This is a genomic window from Nocardia sp. NPDC050630 (genome assembly GCF_044457245.1).
Classification (GTDB): Bacteria; Actinomycetota; Actinomycetes; order Mycobacteriales; family Mycobacteriaceae; genus Nocardia.
The window spans coordinates 1-15,613 of sequence record NZ_JBITGN010000005.1 but is presented as its reverse complement, the minus strand read 5'-3'; the positions used below and the strand labels follow the sequence as shown (position 1 = coordinate 15,613).

At 65.0% G+C, this 15,613-nt stretch carries 18 protein-coding genes; 7 read left to right on the top strand and 11 right to left on the bottom strand.

Annotated features, from left to right (window positions below; genetic code table 11):
- Nucleotides 1-80: 80 nt before the first annotated feature.
- Nucleotides 81-524 (top strand): nitroreductase/quinone reductase family protein, encoded by a 444-nt coding sequence (locus ACIBG0_RS14990; RefSeq protein WP_397032749.1) that lies wholly within the window; start codon nucleotides 81-83, stop codon nucleotides 522-524.
- Nucleotides 525-708: 184 nt separating this feature from the next.
- Entirely contained in the window at nucleotides 709-1,641 is a 933-nt protein-coding gene (locus ACIBG0_RS14985; RefSeq protein ID WP_397032747.1) for an alpha/beta fold hydrolase, read from the top strand.
- On the opposite strand, the gene ACIBG0_RS14980 is transcribed toward ACIBG0_RS14985, so the two are convergent.
- Genes ACIBG0_RS14980 through ACIBG0_RS14970 form a run of 3 tightly spaced genes read right to left on the bottom strand, consistent with a single transcriptional unit; the run spans nucleotide 1,634 to nucleotide 4,260 of the window.
- Nucleotides 1,634-2,536 carry a hypothetical protein gene (locus ACIBG0_RS14980; protein ID WP_397032745.1) on the bottom strand — a complete coding sequence of 301 codons (903 nt, stop codon included), beginning with the start codon at nucleotides 2,534-2,536 and terminating at the stop codon, nucleotides 1,634-1,636. The two genes, ACIBG0_RS14985 and ACIBG0_RS14980, sit on opposite strands and share 8 nt — an antisense overlap.
- 9 nt (nucleotides 2,537-2,545) lie before the next feature.
- On the bottom strand, nucleotides 2,546-2,722 hold the full coding sequence (locus tag ACIBG0_RS14975) for a hypothetical protein (protein ID WP_397032743.1): 177 nt from the start codon (nucleotides 2,720-2,722) through the stop codon (nucleotides 2,546-2,548).
- Nucleotides 2,719-4,260 carry a long-chain fatty acid--CoA ligase gene (locus tag ACIBG0_RS14970; protein WP_397032741.1) on the bottom strand — a complete coding sequence of 514 codons (1,542 nt, stop codon included), beginning with the start codon at nucleotides 4,258-4,260 and terminating at the stop codon, nucleotides 2,719-2,721. The genes ACIBG0_RS14975 and ACIBG0_RS14970 overlap by 4 nt, the downstream gene beginning before the upstream one ends.
- Before the next feature lie 260 nt (nucleotides 4,261-4,520).
- Here ACIBG0_RS14970 and ACIBG0_RS14965 point away from each other — a divergent pair, with 260 nt between their 5' ends.
- The 5 genes from ACIBG0_RS14965 to ACIBG0_RS14945 all read left to right on the top strand — a co-directional run bounded on the left by ACIBG0_RS14965 (nucleotide 4,521) and on the right by ACIBG0_RS14945 (nucleotide 8,207).
- Nucleotides 4,521-5,099 carry a TetR/AcrR family transcriptional regulator gene (locus ACIBG0_RS14965; RefSeq protein WP_397032739.1) on the top strand — a complete coding sequence of 193 codons (579 nt, stop codon included), beginning with the start codon at nucleotides 4,521-4,523 and terminating at the stop codon, nucleotides 5,097-5,099.
- Between the two features lie 113 nt (nucleotides 5,100-5,212).
- Nucleotides 5,213-5,968 carry an SDR family oxidoreductase gene (locus tag ACIBG0_RS14960; protein ID WP_397032737.1) on the top strand — a complete coding sequence of 252 codons (756 nt, stop codon included), beginning with the start codon at nucleotides 5,213-5,215 and terminating at the stop codon, nucleotides 5,966-5,968.
- Nucleotides 5,965-6,948 (top strand): NADPH:quinone oxidoreductase family protein, encoded by a 984-nt coding sequence (locus ACIBG0_RS14955; RefSeq protein ID WP_397032735.1) that lies wholly within the window; start codon nucleotides 5,965-5,967, stop codon nucleotides 6,946-6,948. Before ACIBG0_RS14960 ends, ACIBG0_RS14955 begins: the two co-directional genes overlap by 4 nt.
- Before the next feature lie 34 nt (nucleotides 6,949-6,982).
- Nucleotides 6,983-7,744, top strand: a complete 762-nt coding sequence (fabG, locus tag ACIBG0_RS14950) for a 3-oxoacyl-ACP reductase FabG (protein WP_397032733.1) — start codon at nucleotides 6,983-6,985, stop codon at nucleotides 7,742-7,744.
- A 10-nt stretch (nucleotides 7,745-7,754) separates the two neighbouring features.
- Entirely contained in the window at nucleotides 7,755-8,207 is a 453-nt protein-coding gene (locus ACIBG0_RS14945; RefSeq protein ID WP_397032731.1) for a MaoC family dehydratase, read from the top strand.
- A 107-nt stretch (nucleotides 8,208-8,314) separates the two neighbouring features.
- Here the strand turns inward: ACIBG0_RS14945 and ACIBG0_RS14940 are convergent, their stop codons facing one another.
- From ACIBG0_RS14940 to ACIBG0_RS14905, 8 genes are all read right to left on the bottom strand, one after another.
- On the bottom strand, nucleotides 8,315-9,370 hold the full coding sequence (locus tag ACIBG0_RS14940) for a phosphotransferase family protein (protein WP_397032729.1): 1,056 nt from the start codon (nucleotides 9,368-9,370) through the stop codon (nucleotides 8,315-8,317).
- Between the two features lie 15 nt (nucleotides 9,371-9,385).
- Nucleotides 9,386-10,603 carry an acyl-CoA dehydrogenase family protein gene (locus ACIBG0_RS14935; RefSeq protein WP_397032727.1) on the bottom strand — a complete coding sequence of 406 codons (1,218 nt, stop codon included), beginning with the start codon at nucleotides 10,601-10,603 and terminating at the stop codon, nucleotides 9,386-9,388.
- Nucleotides 10,604-10,656: 53 nt separating this feature from the next.
- A complete protein-coding gene (locus ACIBG0_RS14930; RefSeq protein ID WP_397032725.1) occupies nucleotides 10,657-11,277 on the bottom strand; it encodes an HAD family hydrolase in 621 nt (206 codons plus the stop codon).
- Nucleotides 11,274-12,083, bottom strand: a complete 810-nt coding sequence (locus ACIBG0_RS14925) for an SDR family oxidoreductase (protein WP_397032723.1) — start codon at nucleotides 12,081-12,083, stop codon at nucleotides 11,274-11,276. Before ACIBG0_RS14925 ends, ACIBG0_RS14930 begins: the two co-directional genes overlap by 4 nt.
- Nucleotides 12,083-12,220, bottom strand: coding sequence for a hypothetical protein (locus ACIBG0_RS14920; protein WP_397032721.1), 138 nt, complete (start codon nucleotides 12,218-12,220; stop codon nucleotides 12,083-12,085). The genes ACIBG0_RS14925 and ACIBG0_RS14920 overlap by 1 nt, the downstream gene beginning before the upstream one ends.
- 194 nt (nucleotides 12,221-12,414) lie before the next feature.
- Entirely contained in the window at nucleotides 12,415-13,617 is a 1,203-nt protein-coding gene (locus ACIBG0_RS14915) for a 2-deoxy-scyllo-inosose synthase (protein ID WP_397032720.1), read from the bottom strand.
- Nucleotides 13,618-13,948: 331 nt separating this feature from the next.
- Nucleotides 13,949-14,887 (bottom strand): LLM class F420-dependent oxidoreductase, encoded by a 939-nt coding sequence (locus ACIBG0_RS14910; RefSeq protein WP_397033396.1) that lies wholly within the window; start codon nucleotides 14,885-14,887, stop codon nucleotides 13,949-13,951.
- A gap of 95 nt (nucleotides 14,888-14,982) precedes the next feature.
- Complete coding sequence (locus ACIBG0_RS14905) at nucleotides 14,983-15,459, bottom strand: AsnC family protein (protein WP_397032718.1); 477 nt, start codon at nucleotides 15,457-15,459, stop codon at nucleotides 14,983-14,985.
- Between the last annotated feature and the right edge of the window lie 154 nt (nucleotides 15,460-15,613).

Sequence of the window (15,613 nt, the reverse complement as noted above, 5' to 3'; positions counted from 1 at the left end):
CAGGGGGTTTCGGAGGACCGGTGCTGATATGTGGAGTAGAAGATATGAAATACATATAATCTCGTACTATGATTGTGGGCATGAGTGCAGATAGTTACCGTCGGACAACCAACACCATCAACAAGGTCATCGTCGGGCTGCAGCGGATAGGCATCGCCTTCGGCCCGATGCAACTGCTCACGGTCGCGGGTCGGCGCAGCGGGCAGTTGCGCACGTTTCCGATCGCGGTGAACAAGCTCGATGGCGGCCGATTCATCTTCCAGGCGTTCCCGAAGGCCGCGTGGGTCGCGAATGCGCGTGCCGCCGAGACGGTTACGTTGACCCGCGGCCGAAAGTCATCGACGGCGCGGCTGGTCGAGGTGTCGGTAGACGAGCGTCCGCCGCTGCTGCACGAATTGGTGTCGACGAGTCCGAAGAGCGTCGGCAAGCGTTTCGTCACCACCGGGCTCGCCGAAGCCGCCACTCCCGATGGCGTGGCCGCATCGGCGCATCGAATCGCGGTCTTCCGCGTCGTTCCCGTCTGACCGAGCCCGGTCGCGCACGTCGGCGAGTTTACGGGCGATGAATTCGGCAACCGGTCGTACTTCGACGCGCAGCCGTCGGAGATCGGCGGCCGAAGGATACGCGGCATCGGTCACCGGAAGTTGAACTCGACGTCAGAATCGAATACGGTGGCGATCTATATTGCCGTGGTAGACGAGGTGACCCATGCAATCACGTAATCTGCTGGACGAGTGGCTGGGGCTGGGTAGTCGGCAGGTCGCGACCAATGGGATCGAGTTGCGGGTTGTCGAGCACGGTGCGGGTCCCGTGGTGGTGTTCTGTCATGGCTTTCCCGAGCTCGGATTCTCTTGGCGGCATCAGGTTTTCGCGCTTGCCGAAGCGGGTTTTCGGACGTTGACGCCGGATATGCGTGGATACGGCGGCAGTTCTCGGCCGGGCCGGATCGAGGATTACGACATGGTCGCGCTGTGTGGTGACCTTGTCGGGTTGCTCGATGAGGTCGGTGTCGAGGATGCGATCTTCGTCGGTCACGACTGGGGTGCGTCGGTGGTGTGGCAGTTGGCGCTTCGGCATCCGGATCGGGTCCGGGCCGTCGCGGGGTTGAGTGTTCCGGCTACGCCGCGGTCGGTTGCGCCGCCGTTGCCGATTCTGCGGTCCCGGCTGGGTGACGACTTCTATATGTGCTGGTTCCAGGAGCCGGGCCGTGCGGACGCGGAACTAGCGTCGGATGTGCGTCGCACCCTGTTGCAGGATGATGTCGTCAGTGCGCGGGATCTGACGAGCGGCAACGGTTCCGAGATAGCGACTCCGGCCTGGTTGAACGAGGCCGAACTCGATTACTACATAGCGACTTTCACGACCACCGGATTCACCGGCGGACTCAATTACTACCGCAATCTCGACCGCAACTGGGAACAGAGCGCGCACCTGGCTGATGCGAAGATCCACCAGCCCGCGCTGTTCATCGCCGGATCCGACGATGCTGTCATCCGCTTCACTCCGACCACCAAGATGGCCGCCATACTGTCCGACCTGCGGGCGTCCATTGTCCTGGATGGGGCGGGACACTGGATTCAACAGGAACGCGCCGCCGAAGTCAGCGCCGCACTGATCGATTTCGCCCGCAGTGTCAGCTGACAGGCCTATCGACCACCTGCCGGTAGCGTGCGGACAGCGTCGGCGGGAATCCCAGGTCGCCTTCGATAACCCGGATCGCCAACGGCGCAGCCAGCGCACGTAGGCGCGCACATCCGGCTTCGCCGAGCGCTTCGTACGGGTGGACCGAGAGTTCATCCGTCCGGCTCTCGATCTCGCCACGCCGCTGCGAGCCGTATTCGCTCAGCGCGACACCATCACCTGACAACCACCCACGCTCACGAAGCCGTCGCATACCGTCGGCCCAGTCCTGCTCGCTCCAGGATCGGCTGGCGCGCAACACTTCCGGCGATATTTCACCGGTCGCACTGTGCGTGATCAATGCCTCGATTCCGTCCAACCCCTCCGTCAGCAGCAGGGCGACGTGTCCGTCGCCGCGAAACTCGCGCAACAGTGTCTGCGCATGCCACAGCACCAGATGCGGTTCATCGGGCCACGGCAGCGCCGCATGCGCCGCGAACAACGCACGCCCCTGCGGCCGTTCGCAAGCACGTTCAGCGGCGCACCGGGCAAGCTCGGCGGCTTCACTCACCTCAGGGCTGGTGATGTCATCGCCCCATGCCTGCCGAAGCGAGCGATCGACGGCACGCATACGAGCTCGGAAAATTTCCGCGGGCGAAGCGATTTCCCAGGCGGCAGGGATGACCGCTCGCACCGCGGCCGGATTGAAATTGAAGAACGTAGCGATGGTGACCTCGGCGGTCACCGGCCCGAACGCGGCGGATCGGGAAGCGAAGTACATCATGCGCGGATCCGTGATGCCCAACTCGCGGTAGGAATCCGGACCGTGCGGGGTGAAGTAGATCATTCCGTGGATCGGCTCGAGGGCCCGGAATGTCAGATGGGCGCTGTGCGGGGAGACGGGAGTCAACGGCATCTATTCGGATCATTTCTCGAAGTACCGGCGCGGATTGCGCACCAGAATCGGGTCGATATCGTCCTCGTCCCAGTCGGCATAGTTCTGCCGGATTTTCTCGCTGAGTACGAAGACGTGCTCGTGCACCAGGACGCGGCCGAGTTCGGCGGAGTCGGCGGTTCCGGTCACGGTGGGGATCGCGGTCATCGGGAAGCCTTGTCTGTGAAGAGGTCCGGGTCGAGGGCGCGCTTGAGGATCTTGCCGGTGGCCCCCTTGGGGAGTTGGTCGGTGAAGGCGAAGCGATGCGGCACCTTGTATGCGGAGAGCCGCTCTTTGGCCCAGGACCGCAGATCGGTCGGATCGAGTTCGACCCCCGGCGTGGCGGCGACGACCGCGCCGACCTCCTCGCCGTAGTGCTCGTCCGGAATGCCGACAACCGCTACCTCGACTATGTCGGGATGCTGGTAGAGCACTTCCTCGACCTCACGCGGGTAGACGTTGTATCCGCCGCGGATGATGAGGTCCTTTGCGCGGTCGACGATATAGACATAGCCGTCGGCGTCGACGCGGCCCAGATCGCCGCTCTTCAACCACCCGTCGGACAAATCGCTGGCGGTGGCGTCGGGCCGGTTCCAGTAGCCCTTCATGATGCTGGGGCCGCGCAGGAAAATCTCGCCGACGGTATCGGCAGGCAACACCTTGCCGTCGGGATCGCGAACTTCGATCGATGTCCCGGGCAGGACAGCGCCGACCGATCCAACCCGCTGTTCGCGGTCGAGCGGATTGTAGGTCGCCGCGCCAGTGGATTCGGTCAGCCCGTAGCCCTCGAGGATGGTGCAGCCGAAGCGTTCCGAGAAGGCCCGGATCACCTCGCCGGGCAGTGACGCACCGCCGGATGCCGCAAGCCGCAGGCTCGCGAAATCCGCCGCACTATAGTCACCAGCCGCGTGCAGCATCGCATTCCACATGGTCGGTACACCGGCGACGTGAGTGAGCTGCCGATCGCGGATCATCGCGATCATGGCCCGCGGTTCGAAGGGCGTCACCATGGCGAACGATGCCCCCGCATGCAGTGCGGTGAGCAGGCACACCGCCTGCCCGTAGACATGGAACAGCGGTAGTCCGGTGCCGAAGCGATCGTCCGGGCCGAGCCGCAGCTGGTCGGTGAAGGTCCGCGCGGTCTCGGTCAGATTGGCGACGGTGAGCTCGACGCCCTTCGGTTTGCCGGTGGTTCCGGAGGTGTAGAGCAGCACCGCCGTGTCGTGTGTGCGGCGGCGCACCGGTTCGGCCACGGGCCGCGACGGCTCGGCGTGCGCGCCCGGCGCGAGTACGAGCAACGGCAGATTCCGTTCGGCGGCCGCCTCCTGTGCGCCTTGCTGCGCACTGTGCCAAACGATGACGATCCGGGCGCCGGAATCATCCAGTACATAACCGATTTCGGGCGCGGTGGCCATGGTGTTCATGGTGATGGCGATGGCGCCGATGAGCTGCGCGCCGAGATATGCGACGACGAATTCACCGACGGTGGGCGCGACCAGCAGTACTCGGTCGCCCGCGGTGATACCGGATTCGCGCAGCAGGCCGCCGTAAGCCGCACTGCGCCTGGCCAATTCGCCGTAGGATAACTGTGCTTCCGCGGCGAGCAACGCGATGGCGTCGGGGCGTTCGATGGCGTGCTGCCAGCATCGGTCGGCGACATTGCTCGACTGATCCGATGCGGTCGGGGAAGCCTGATTCGCAGGCATGGCTTGCTCCAGATCCATGAGTAGGCGAGAACTGATGTGACCCAGGCCACGTCAGTGGGTCGGACGCTACTTGAATTTGGCGTCATGTTCAATAGATGTTGTGCCGATCCTGGTTGTCCTGCGGCGTCGTGGGGTCGCGGGAGCGGCGCGCGCTGTTACGATCCACCACGTCAGCGAGCCGTACGACAGCGAGTGAGGCAGTGAACGAGCAAGCCACCGAGGGCCAGCCAGGTCGGGTGCCCCCACGGAGTAAGCGTGGCATGCGCACCAGGTCCGCGCTGGTGACCGCGGCGCGCGAAGTGTTCGAACGCGATGGCTTCCTCGATGCCAGAATCAGTGATATCTCCAAGGCGGCCGGGGTTGCCTCCGGATCGTTCTACACCTATTTCGACAGCAAGGAAGAGGTCTTCGCCGCGGTTGTCGAGCAGGTGCGCGAGGAAATGCTGCACCCGCACGTCCGAGAGCGGGTCGGCATCGACGATCCCCGCGAGCTGATCGCCGCCGCCAATCGCGAGTATCTGCTCTCGTATCGGCGTAATGCTCGGTTGATGGCCGTGCTCGAGCAGGTGTCGAAGATCGATGAGAAGTTCCGGGTGCTGCGCTTCGAACGCGCGCTGGCATTCGTTGATCGCAATGCCGTGATGATCCGGAACCTGCAGGACCGTGGCCTGGTGGATGTCGAGTTGGATGCCGAAGTCACCTCGCTGGCCCTGTCGAGCATGGTGAGCCGCATGGCGTATTTCGTATTCGTCGAGGGGCGCAAGGTCTCCTTCGAGAAGTTGGTGAAAACGTTGAATCAGTTGTGGTTCAACGCTCTTCAGTTGAAAGAAGCTCGCTGAGCGACATTCGTGTGACCTGTCTCACGTGACGCGGAGCCACTCTTGAACTTGACGTCGGAATCAAGTTCGGTGAGTCTGGTCACGCAGATCGGGCATCAGGAGAGGCTTACGTAATGGGTCGTTTCGACGGAAAGACGGCGATTGTCACCGGAGCCAGCCGCGGTATCGGGCTGGCCATCGCGCAGCGGCTGGTGGCCGATGGTGCGCGGGTCTGCGTGACCGCCCGCAAAAAGGACGCGCTGGACGCGGTGGTCGCCGAACTCGGCGGACCCGAACGCGCCATCGGTGTCGCGGGACGAGCCGATGACGTCGAACATCAGACCGAGGCCATCGAGCGCACCCTGGAGACCTTCGGTTCGGTCGACTTCCTGGTCAACAATGCCGGTATCAACCCGGTGTATGGCCCAATGGTCGAACTCGACCTGGCCGCGGCCCGTAAAGTCTTCGAGGTGAACTGCCTGGCGGCGATCTCCTGGGTGCAGCAGGCGCACAAGGCATGGCTGGGCGAGCACGGTGGCTCGGTGGTCAATGTCGCGTCGGTGGCCGGAATAAAGCCCGCGCCCGGCATCGGGTTCTACGGGGCGACCAAGGCGATGCTGGTGCACATCACCCAGGAGTTGGCGGTCGAACTCGGCCCGTCGATCCGGGTGAACGCGATCGCACCCGCCGTGGTCAAAACCCAATTCGCTACCGCGCTCTATGACGGCCGCGAGGAGCAGGTCGCCTCGGCCTATCCGCTCAAGCGCCTCGGCGTACCCGAGGACATCGGCAGTGTCGCCGCCTTCCTGCTCTCCGAGGACGCGGCGTGGTTGACCGGCCAACTGATCGTCGTCGACGGCGGTGTGACTCTTACCGGAGGTGTGGCGTGAAGGCTTGGCGGGTAACGGAATTAGGCGAACCGGCGCAGGTACTGCGGCTGGTCGAACTGGAGGAGCCCAAACCCGGTCCAGGCCAGGTGGTGGTGCGGACCCGCGCCTCGGCCGCGAACTTCCCGGATGTGCTGATGTGCCGGGGCGAGTACCAGATCAAGCCCGAACTCCCGTTTACCCCCGGCGTGGAACTGTGCGGTGAGGTGGTCGCGGTCGGCGCCGACGTCGACGGCATCGCGATCGGTGACCGAGTCCTGGGCAGTACCGCGCTGCCGTGGGGCGGATTCGCGGAACTGGCGGTCATGGATGCCGCGGATGTCTTTCCCGCCCCTGCGCCGCTCGACGATGCCGAAGCCGCCGCCCTCTTCATCGGTTACCAGACGGGCTGGTTCGGTCTGCATCGGCGCGCCGGTCTGCGGGCGGGGGAGACGCTGCTGGTACATGCGGCGGCCGGTGGCGTCGGGAGTGCAGCAGTGCAATTGGGTAAGGCGGCCGGGGCCACGGTGATCGGCGTGGTCGGCAGCGCGGCCAAGGCCGAAGTCGCACGGGCGCTCGGCGCGGACATCGTGGTCGATCGCAGCGCACAGGATTTCGTCTCGGTCGTGCGGGACGCGACCGACGGTCGCGGTGCGGATGTGGTGTACGACCCGGTCGGCGGTGAGGTGTATCGGCGGTCCACCAAGTGCATCGCCTTCGAGGGACGCATCCTGGTCGTCGGTTTCGCGGGCGGGCAGATCCAATCCACCGCACTGAATCACGCACTGGTGAAGAATTATTCGATCCTCGGCCTGCACTGGGGCCTCTACCGTGCCAAGGATCCGCAGGCGGTCCGCGATTGCCATCTGGAGTTGACCGGGCTGGCCGAGCGGGGTTCGGTAAAACCCCTGATCGGCGAGCGGCTGCCACTGGATAGCGTGGCTACCGGACTGCAGCGCCTCGCCGACGGCAAGACCGTCGGCCGCGTGGTATTCGAACCGTAAGCGGTACCAACCCAATTCGACAAGGGAGAACCGAATGAGCAGTGAGACAACCCGGACCGCCATCGTGACCGGCGCCGCACGCGGCATCGGCGCGGGCGTCGCCAAGCGGCTGGCGGCGGACGGATTCGCGATCGCCGTCCTCGACCTCGATGAGCAGGCCTGTAAAACCGTTGTCGCCGAGATCGAATCGGCCGGTGGCAGGGCGCTCGCGGTGGGCGCGAACGTCGCCGATGAACAGGCCGTCGCCGCGGCGGTCGAGACGGTCGCCGCCGAATTGGGCGCGCCGACCGTCTTGGTGAACAATGCGGGCATCATCCGCGACAACATGCTCTACAAGATGAGCGTCGACGACTGGGACGCGGTCATGGGCGTCCACCTGCGCGGATCCTTCCTGATGAGCCGCGCGGCACAGAAGTATATGACCGATGCGGGCTGGGGCCGCATCGTCAATCTCTCCAGCACTTCGGCACTCGGCAATCGCGGTCAGGCCAACTACGCCGCCGCCAAGGCCGGATTGCAGGGATTCACCAAGACTCTCGCGATCGAGCTCGGCAAATTCGGGGTGACCGTGAACGCCGTCGCGCCCGGCTTCATCGAAACCGAGATGACCGTCGCTACCGCTGAGCGCATGGGTGTTTCGTTCGAGGAGTTCAGCAAGACCCTGGTGGCGCGGATTCCGGTGGGACGTGTCGGCAAGCCCGAGGATATCGCGCACACGGTGTCGTTCTTCGTGAGTGAGGGCGCGTCGTATGTGACCGGACAGGTACTCTACGTCGCCGGTGCGCCGACGGTCTGAGGAGCGAATAATGAAGGTATTCAATGGGATCGGCGAACTCGAGCAGGCCGTCGGCACCCATCTCGGCTACAGCGAATGGCACACCGTGACCCAGGAGCAGATCGATCTGTTCGCCGAGGCGACCGGTGACCATCAGTGGATTCACGTCGATCCGGAGCGGGCCGCGCAGGGACCGTTCGGCACCACCATCGCCCACGGCTATCTGACCCTGTCGCTATTGCCGCAGCTGGTCTGGCAGGTGTATCGCGTCGACGGGGTGAAGATGGGAATCAACTACGGCAGCAATAAGGTTCGCTTCCCGTCGCCGGTGCCGTCGGGCAGTCGCGTGCGGGCGGGAGTGGAGCTGGTGAAGCTCGAGCCGACCAAGGCGGGGGTCCAGGTGACGGCTCGGGTGACCATCGAACGCGAGGGCGGGGACAAGCCCGCCTGCATTGCCGAAGCGCTGTCGGTACTCGTGCCCTGAGACAACTGTGACCGCCGGACATCCTGTGCCCGGCGGTCACTACTTTCCAGCGAATATGCGAAATGGCCTGTCTCCCTGGTTATATCGGGAAACAGGCCGTTGTCGTCTCAGAACCCGGCTTCGGTGGCGATCCGATCGGCGGTTTCGGCGAGTCCGTCCACCATATCGGTAGTCGGAATACCCGCGGCCGCACGATTGCGGGGGTCGTCGAGCGTGCGACGGTACACACCCTCGGCAATGACCGCGAGCTTCCACAGACCGAGCGCATGCCAGAACCCGAGCGCCCGCCGATCGCGCCCGGTGATCGCGAGATACTCTTCGACCAGTTCGGCGCGGGACGGAAAACCAGGAAGCATGACCATTTCGGTACCCGGAATCGCCGCTTCGCCAGGCATCGGCCAATAGGCGAGCAGACTGCCGACATCGGCCAGCGGATCGCCGAGGGTGCACAATTCCCAGTCGAGTACGGCGGCGATCGCGCCCGTCTCCGGTGTGGTGATCACATTGCGCAGGTTGTAATCGCCGTGTACGAGCGCGAGTTCGCGCTGTTCGGGAACCGCGGCCCGGAGCCGTTCGGTGAGACGGTCCACCAGTGGCAGGTCCCGCGTTTTCGACTTCTCCCACTGTGCCGACCACCGTTTGAGCTGTCGCTGCGCATACGGTTTGTGACTGGCAAGGTCGATCAGCGCGGTAGCTTCCAGATCGACGGCGTGGATGCGGGCCAGCGTCCGTACCAGTGACAGCCCGGCACTGCGACGCAGGTCGAGGCTGAGTGCTTCGGCGGTCTCGACCCCGTCGATGACCAGCCCGTCGACGAATTCCATCAGCACGAGCGCGATATCGCCCTCCTGCCGGACATCGTGGACGCGCGGCACCGGGACATCGGTGGGCGCAAGTGCCGACATGACGCGAGCTTCCCGCGCCACATCATGCGCGGACGCCAGCAGGTGGCCGAGCGGCGGACGGCGCAATACCCACCGCCGCCCGTTCGCGTCGGTGATCAGGAAGGTCAGATTGGACTGGCCGATCCCCACCCGTTCGGCCCGCACCGGCGTGGTACAGGCCGAGCCGAGCGAGGACACCCAGTCCGCGAACACGGCCGCATCGATATCGAAGCCGGTCGCGTCCGCGTTGGGCTGAATAAGCCCGTTACTTGTCTGCATCAATTCCTGTCCGTCCTACGCCCCGGCCCTGAACTTACCGAGTTCGGCGCGCGCGATGGCGCGTTTGTGCACTTCGTCCGGTCCATCGGCCAGACGCAATGTGCGCAGGTGCGCGTACATGCTGGCGAGCGGGAAGTCATCGGTGACACCAGCGCCACCGTGCACCTGGATGGCCCGGTCCACGATCCGCAGCGCCATCTCCGGTGCGGCGATCTTGATCGCGGCGATCTCGACCTGCGCCGCCTTGTTGCCGACGGTATCCATCATCCAGGCGGCCTTGAGTGTCAGCAGCCGCGCCTGCTCGATATCGATGCGGGCCTCGGCAATCCAGTCCTGGATATTGGCGCGCTCGCTCAGCTTCTGCCCGAACGTGATTCGCGATTCAGCGCGTGCGCACATCAGCTCCAGCGCGCGTTCGGCCATGCCGATGGCGCGCATGCAGTGGTGGATGCGACCCGGACCGAGCCTGGCCTGACTTATCGCGAAACCCTCACCCTCGCCCTTCAACACATCGGTGACCGGGACCCGTACATCGGTGAAATCGATCTCGGCATGGCCCTCGCGGTCGGCGTAGCCGAAGACCGGCAGATTACGCATGACCGTGACACCGGGCGCGTCGATGGGCACGACCATCATCGACTGCTGGCGGTGCTTGGGCGCGTCCGGATCGGTCTTGCCCATGACGATGAGCACCTTGCAGTTCTTGTGTAATGCGTTGGAGGCGAACCACTTCCGGCCATTGAGTACGTAGTGGTCGCCGTCGCGCGTCATGCGCAGCTGGATATTGGTTGCGTCGGAGCTGGCGACGGCGGGCTCGGTCATCGCGAAGGCGGAGCGGATGGTGCCGTTCAGCAGCGGCTCCAGGTAGCGCTCCTTGTGCTCCTGAGTGCCGAAGAGGGTGAGCACCTCCATATTGCCGGTGTCGGGTGCAGAGCAGTTGCACGCCTCCGGCGCGAGATGCGCACTGCGGCCCATGATTTCGGCCAGCGGAGCGTATTCCAAATTGGTCAGGCCCGGACCCCACTCGGGGTGCGGGTGGAAGAGATTCCACAGGCCGCGGGCGCGGGCCTCGGTCTTGAGGTCCTCGACGATCTGCGGATGGTGGTGCGGATCGCCGGATGCCGCCATTTGCTTTTCGTATTCCGACTCGGCCGGGTATACGCATTCGTCCATGAAGGCGCGCAGATCTCGTTGGTACTGCTGGGTGCGCTCGGACGTGCTGAACAGGTCCATGAGGCTCCGATCGTCGGTGCGTGCGGTCGAAAGCGACCGCGCCGCAAAGTGGGTCAGCTGGGGGTTCGTAGTGCGGGCCATAACTGGGCGGCCGTCGATGCGGCGTCGCGGTGCACGATGCCGCCGAGGCCGAGCAGTTCGGCCGCGGTGATGTTCTGCTCGAGGTCGTCGACCATGATGGTCTGCTCGGGCGTGACGCCGAGCCGTTCGCAGCCGATGAGATAGGCCCGGCGGGACGGTTTGCGGGTGCCGATCTCCGCGGAGATGGTCACCGCGTCGAACATGGCTGGTAGGTCGAAGCCCGCATAGCAGTCGTCGCCGAGCGAATTCGACAGCAGGCCGACGCGATAACCCGCCGCGCGGATACCGGCGACCAACTCGATCATTGCCGGGTCGGGAAGCAGCCGGGACTGGATGCGATCGATAAGGCCCTCATCGGCGATATCGACCCCATGCGCGCGCAGTCGCCGCGCGAACCCGATCTCGAATTCACGCTGGCCGATGCGCCCCTCCTCGTGATCCACCAGCAGCGCACTGCTTTCCGGATCGCGCGCGAGCAAACGCAGCGGCAGCCGCGGGTCGCCGATCTCCGCGCCGAACTCGGCGAAGGCGGCGAGCACGGCGGTGGTGAGGACTCCGCCGAAGTCGAACAGCACGGCGGTGCGCGCGCTCATGACAGCGACCTGCGGTAGCGCTGCATGCCCGCGATCCACCGGTCGTGATCGGACACCTTGCGTTGCAGGAATTCTCGGACTTCCTCGTGTGGCAGCACGAGGAACCGTTCGGCCTCGATTGCCTCGATCACCCGATCGGCCACATCGAGTGGCGCCAGCACGGCCCCGGCCCCGGTGACGGCCCGGGTGGCCAGATCGCCGACGGATCCGCCGTCCGTGCCGAGTCCGGTGAGCAGGGCGGTATCGACACCCATCGGGCACAGGCAGCTGACCCGCACACCCAGATCCCCATAGGTCACCGCCAGCCATTCGGCGAAGCCGACGGCCGCGTGCTTGGACACGGTGTAGGTGGCCGAACCGAGTTGAGTGAGCAGTCCCGCCGCCGATGCGGTGCTCACGAAGTAGCCGCTGCCGCGCTCGAGCCACCCGGGGATCAGCAAGCGCGCTGCCCGCACGTGGGCCAGGGCGTTGACCTCCAGAGCTTGCTCCCACTGCGCGTCGGTCGCGTCGAGGCCGGGGCCGCCGCCGACACCGGCGTTCGCGAAGAACATATCGACCGGGCCGAACGCCGTTGTGGCCGTCTCGATCAGCTTGCGGAGGTCGGCCTCGGATGCGGCGTCACCGGCGTGTCCGGACACTTTGCCGGGAAATGCATCGGTCAATTGTCGGGTCGTCGCCGCGAGCCGGTCCGCGTCGCGGTCGGTGATCAGCACCCGGGCGCCGTGCTCGAGTAGGCGTTGCGCGATGGCCGCACCGATGCCGCCCGCGGCGCCGGTCACGATCGCGACCGCGTTCTGCACGCGCATCAGTTCGCCTCGGCATTCAGCCGTACCAGCAACTGCCCGCTGCCTCGAGCCGGAACATCCGTGGTCACCATCCGGAAATAGGATGGTGTGGACTCGCCGGTGGGCCGGGCCACCAGATGCACCTCTCGGCTCTTCACGACAAGAAACCTCCATGTCCATGCGCGCTGACCGGGGCGTCCGTGTTCGAGCGCCGGTTGCCGGATGGCTCAGAGGTTAGTTGAAGTTGACGTCGGATTCAATGTTGGGTCGCTGATAGCTCAGTCGGGGAAGAGCCTGCTTCTGGCCGCCGCCTGCCGCGAGTTCCGGGCTGAGGCGACGGCCACGACGCAGCCTATCGGCCGGTAACCCCGAGGGCTGCCATCTCGCTTCCCGCGGCTTCGAACGCTGCCAATGCGTCATATACCTCGTCGAAGGTAACAGGAACCAGTGGCAGGCCACCCGATCGTGCGGGGCGGCCGAGCTGTTCGAGGAGCACGAAAGCCGCGGCGTCGTCCGCCAGTGGCAGGTATCCCCGTTTGTTGTCGTCACGAATCGTGTCGATGATGCCATCCGGCGTGACGCCGTCCGGGATCGTCGTCCGCACGCCGAGGGATGTCACGAGTTCGTCGTGGATGCTGACGTCGGTGTCCGTCAGCCACCCGCGCGCGAACGATATTCGCGCGGCAATCAACATACCGAGTGCGATGGACTCCCCGTGAGAGAGCCCATCGGCATCGCGTTGCCGATGGTCCAGCAATTCGATGGCATGCCCGACCGTATGGCCGTATTCGAGAACGAGGCCGTCCTTCCGTTCGTATGTGTCGTTCTTTGTTACCTGCCCCTTCGCGCTGATGCTGGCATCCAACAGCCACAGGAGCGACTCCGGTGCGGCGAGGTTCGCTGTGGCCAAGATTTCCTGCAGCTCGGAAATGATTGCGGGTTTGATGGCCAGACAATTCTTGGTCATCTCGCAGAGTCCGGAGCGGAGTTCCCGGGCAGATAGCGTGGTGAAAAGTTCGACGTCGGTCAGGACTGCGGTCGGCGTGTAGTAACTTCCCACATGATTCTTGCCGACCTGACTATTTATGGCCTGCTTGAGTGACAGCACCGAATCCATCGCACTGACAGTTGTGGTCGGTATATGAACGAGACGAACCCCACGGAACAGCAGACTGGCCATGAGCCCGGCCAGATTTCCCGGTACGCCACCACCGAAGGAGACGACAACCGATCTCCGCGTGGCGCCATCTCGCAAGGCTTGCTCGATGTGCTCACCCAGGCAGGAAAGGGTCTTCATGGATTCACCTGGCTCATGGCCTAGGACCGTCACGGGTGTCTCGGTTCCGAGGGCGCGCAGCAATGTCTGCCCGTGCAGCCCGAAGACATGGTTGTCGGTAACGACTATGAATCTGTCCGCGTCGAGCTTATCCAGGGTCTCGCCGATGGCGTCGAGACAATTGCTGCCGAACAGATATGGAAACGAGGACTCGCCGATCTGTATGTGGCGCTGTTGCATGTGCGGATGCGATACGAGTTCTGGTGCGATCGAGACCATCGGTTCTACTCCTGCTAACTCTACGACGGACGGCGGCACGATAAGCGAGCGATGGCCGGCCCATAGTCCATGAATTTCGCGCGCAAATCGGCTCGATCATCATCGACCGAAAGCCACGCCGGGAAATTCCTGTGATTTCAGATCAGCGCGATGATATAAGAGCCTCCGCCGCTGGGCTAGATATTCCCAGGGTCAGGAATGGCGAATTCGGGTGCGACATCTCGATAATGCACGATACCCGCGCGGTTATGTGAAAAGGGCCACAGATTGGTTTGGCCAGTGCGGCGGCGGGGTCGCCGCCAGCGTTGATCGCCGCCGTGTGTCGCCGGGATCAGTCCAGCTGCGGTGCGATCTCCGCGGCGACCAGGTCCAGGTGGTCCAGGTCCGAGAGATCCAAGTACTGCAGGTACAGACGGGTGATACCGGTCGCCTCGCGATATCGGCCGATCTTGTCGACGACCTCGGCGGGGGTACCGACCAGCTCGTTGCGCCGCGTCAGATCGGTGAGCTCGCGGCCGATGGTATCGGCACGGCGGGCGACCTCGGCGTCGTCACGGCCCACACACATTGTGAGGGCGACCGAGCGGATGATCTCCTTCGGGTCGCGCCCCAACTTCCTGGCCGCCGCGTCCACTCGCTCGAATTGCGCCGCGGCCGTGGCGGAGTCGACGAAGGGTAGGTTGAATTCGTCGGCGAAGCGGGCCGCCAGCGCCGGGGTGCGTCTCTTGCCGACACCGCCGATGATGACCGGCGGGCGCGGACGCTGCGTCGGCTTGGGCAGGGCTGGAGCCTCTTCGAGTCGATAGTGCTTGCCGTGAAAGCTGAACGTCGCACCCGCCGAGGTCTCCCATAGGCCGGTCACAATCTCCAATTGCTCAGCGTAGCGGTCGAAGCGCGTACCGAAATCGGGCAGTTCGATACCGTAGGCGATGTGCTCGGCGTCGTACCAGCCCGAGCCGAGGCCGACTTCGATACGGCCACCGGACATTTGATCCACTTGCGCCACCGAGATGGCCAGCACGGATGGATGCCGAAAGGTGGCGGAGGTGACCAGGGTGCCGAGCCGGATCCGGGTCGTTTCCCGTGCCAAGCCGGCGAGCGTGATCCAAGCATCGGTAGATCCCGGGAGCCCGGACGCCATCCCCATCCTCAGATAGTGGTCGGACCGGAAGAATGCGTCGAAACCGGCGTCCTCGGCCGCTGTCGCAGCGCGGAGCAGCCGACTGTAGTCGGCCCCCTGTTGGGGCTCGGTGAAGATGCGTAGGTCCACCCGGTCGGACGAAGCGCCGGTGCTCGTGTTCATGTTTCACATCCAGGTGTCGAGTATCTCGATGGCGCGGGCCCGGCAGTTGCCCTCGTAGTGGGTCAGGTGTCAGTGCCGAGGTGACGACTTACCGAGTCCGCCAGCGACAGCCAGCTTTCCGCGTAGCACCTCGCGAGTTCGGCAACCGCGGACGCACAGTGTGGCGGCACACTGTCGGCCATCGATTGCCATTCCTCCGGCGCGGGATCGGCAATCGCCAACAACCGCAACAACCTTCGGCCGACCTCGGTGAAACGCAAGGACGGATCGGCGCGCAGACGGCGCACCATCAGTGTGCGATCGGGCGAATGAGGAGGTTTCGCTGACCCGCTGGCTAGGCCAGCGGGCGACGCTTCCGGTGCCACCTCACCATGGCGCCGATACTGCGATGCGGCACCGAGCTGCACCCGCAGACGCCGCCGGACATCCTTCGCGGTAGTCGGCGAGATACCTGCCGCCGCCGCGATCTCGCGAGTCGACGCCGCCGGATCGGCTTCCAAGAATTCCCGGGCCCGTCGCCGGCGCGCGCTCGCATCCATCGGGTATGCCGTGCCGTCACGCCCGATCCGCCGGGGGGGGGGGGGGGGTTGGGCCCCCCCCCCCCCCCCCCCCCCGGGGGGGGGGGGGGGGGGCCCACCCCCCCCCCCCCCCCCCCCCCGCGGGGGCCCAGAACCCCCAACACCCCCCCCACCC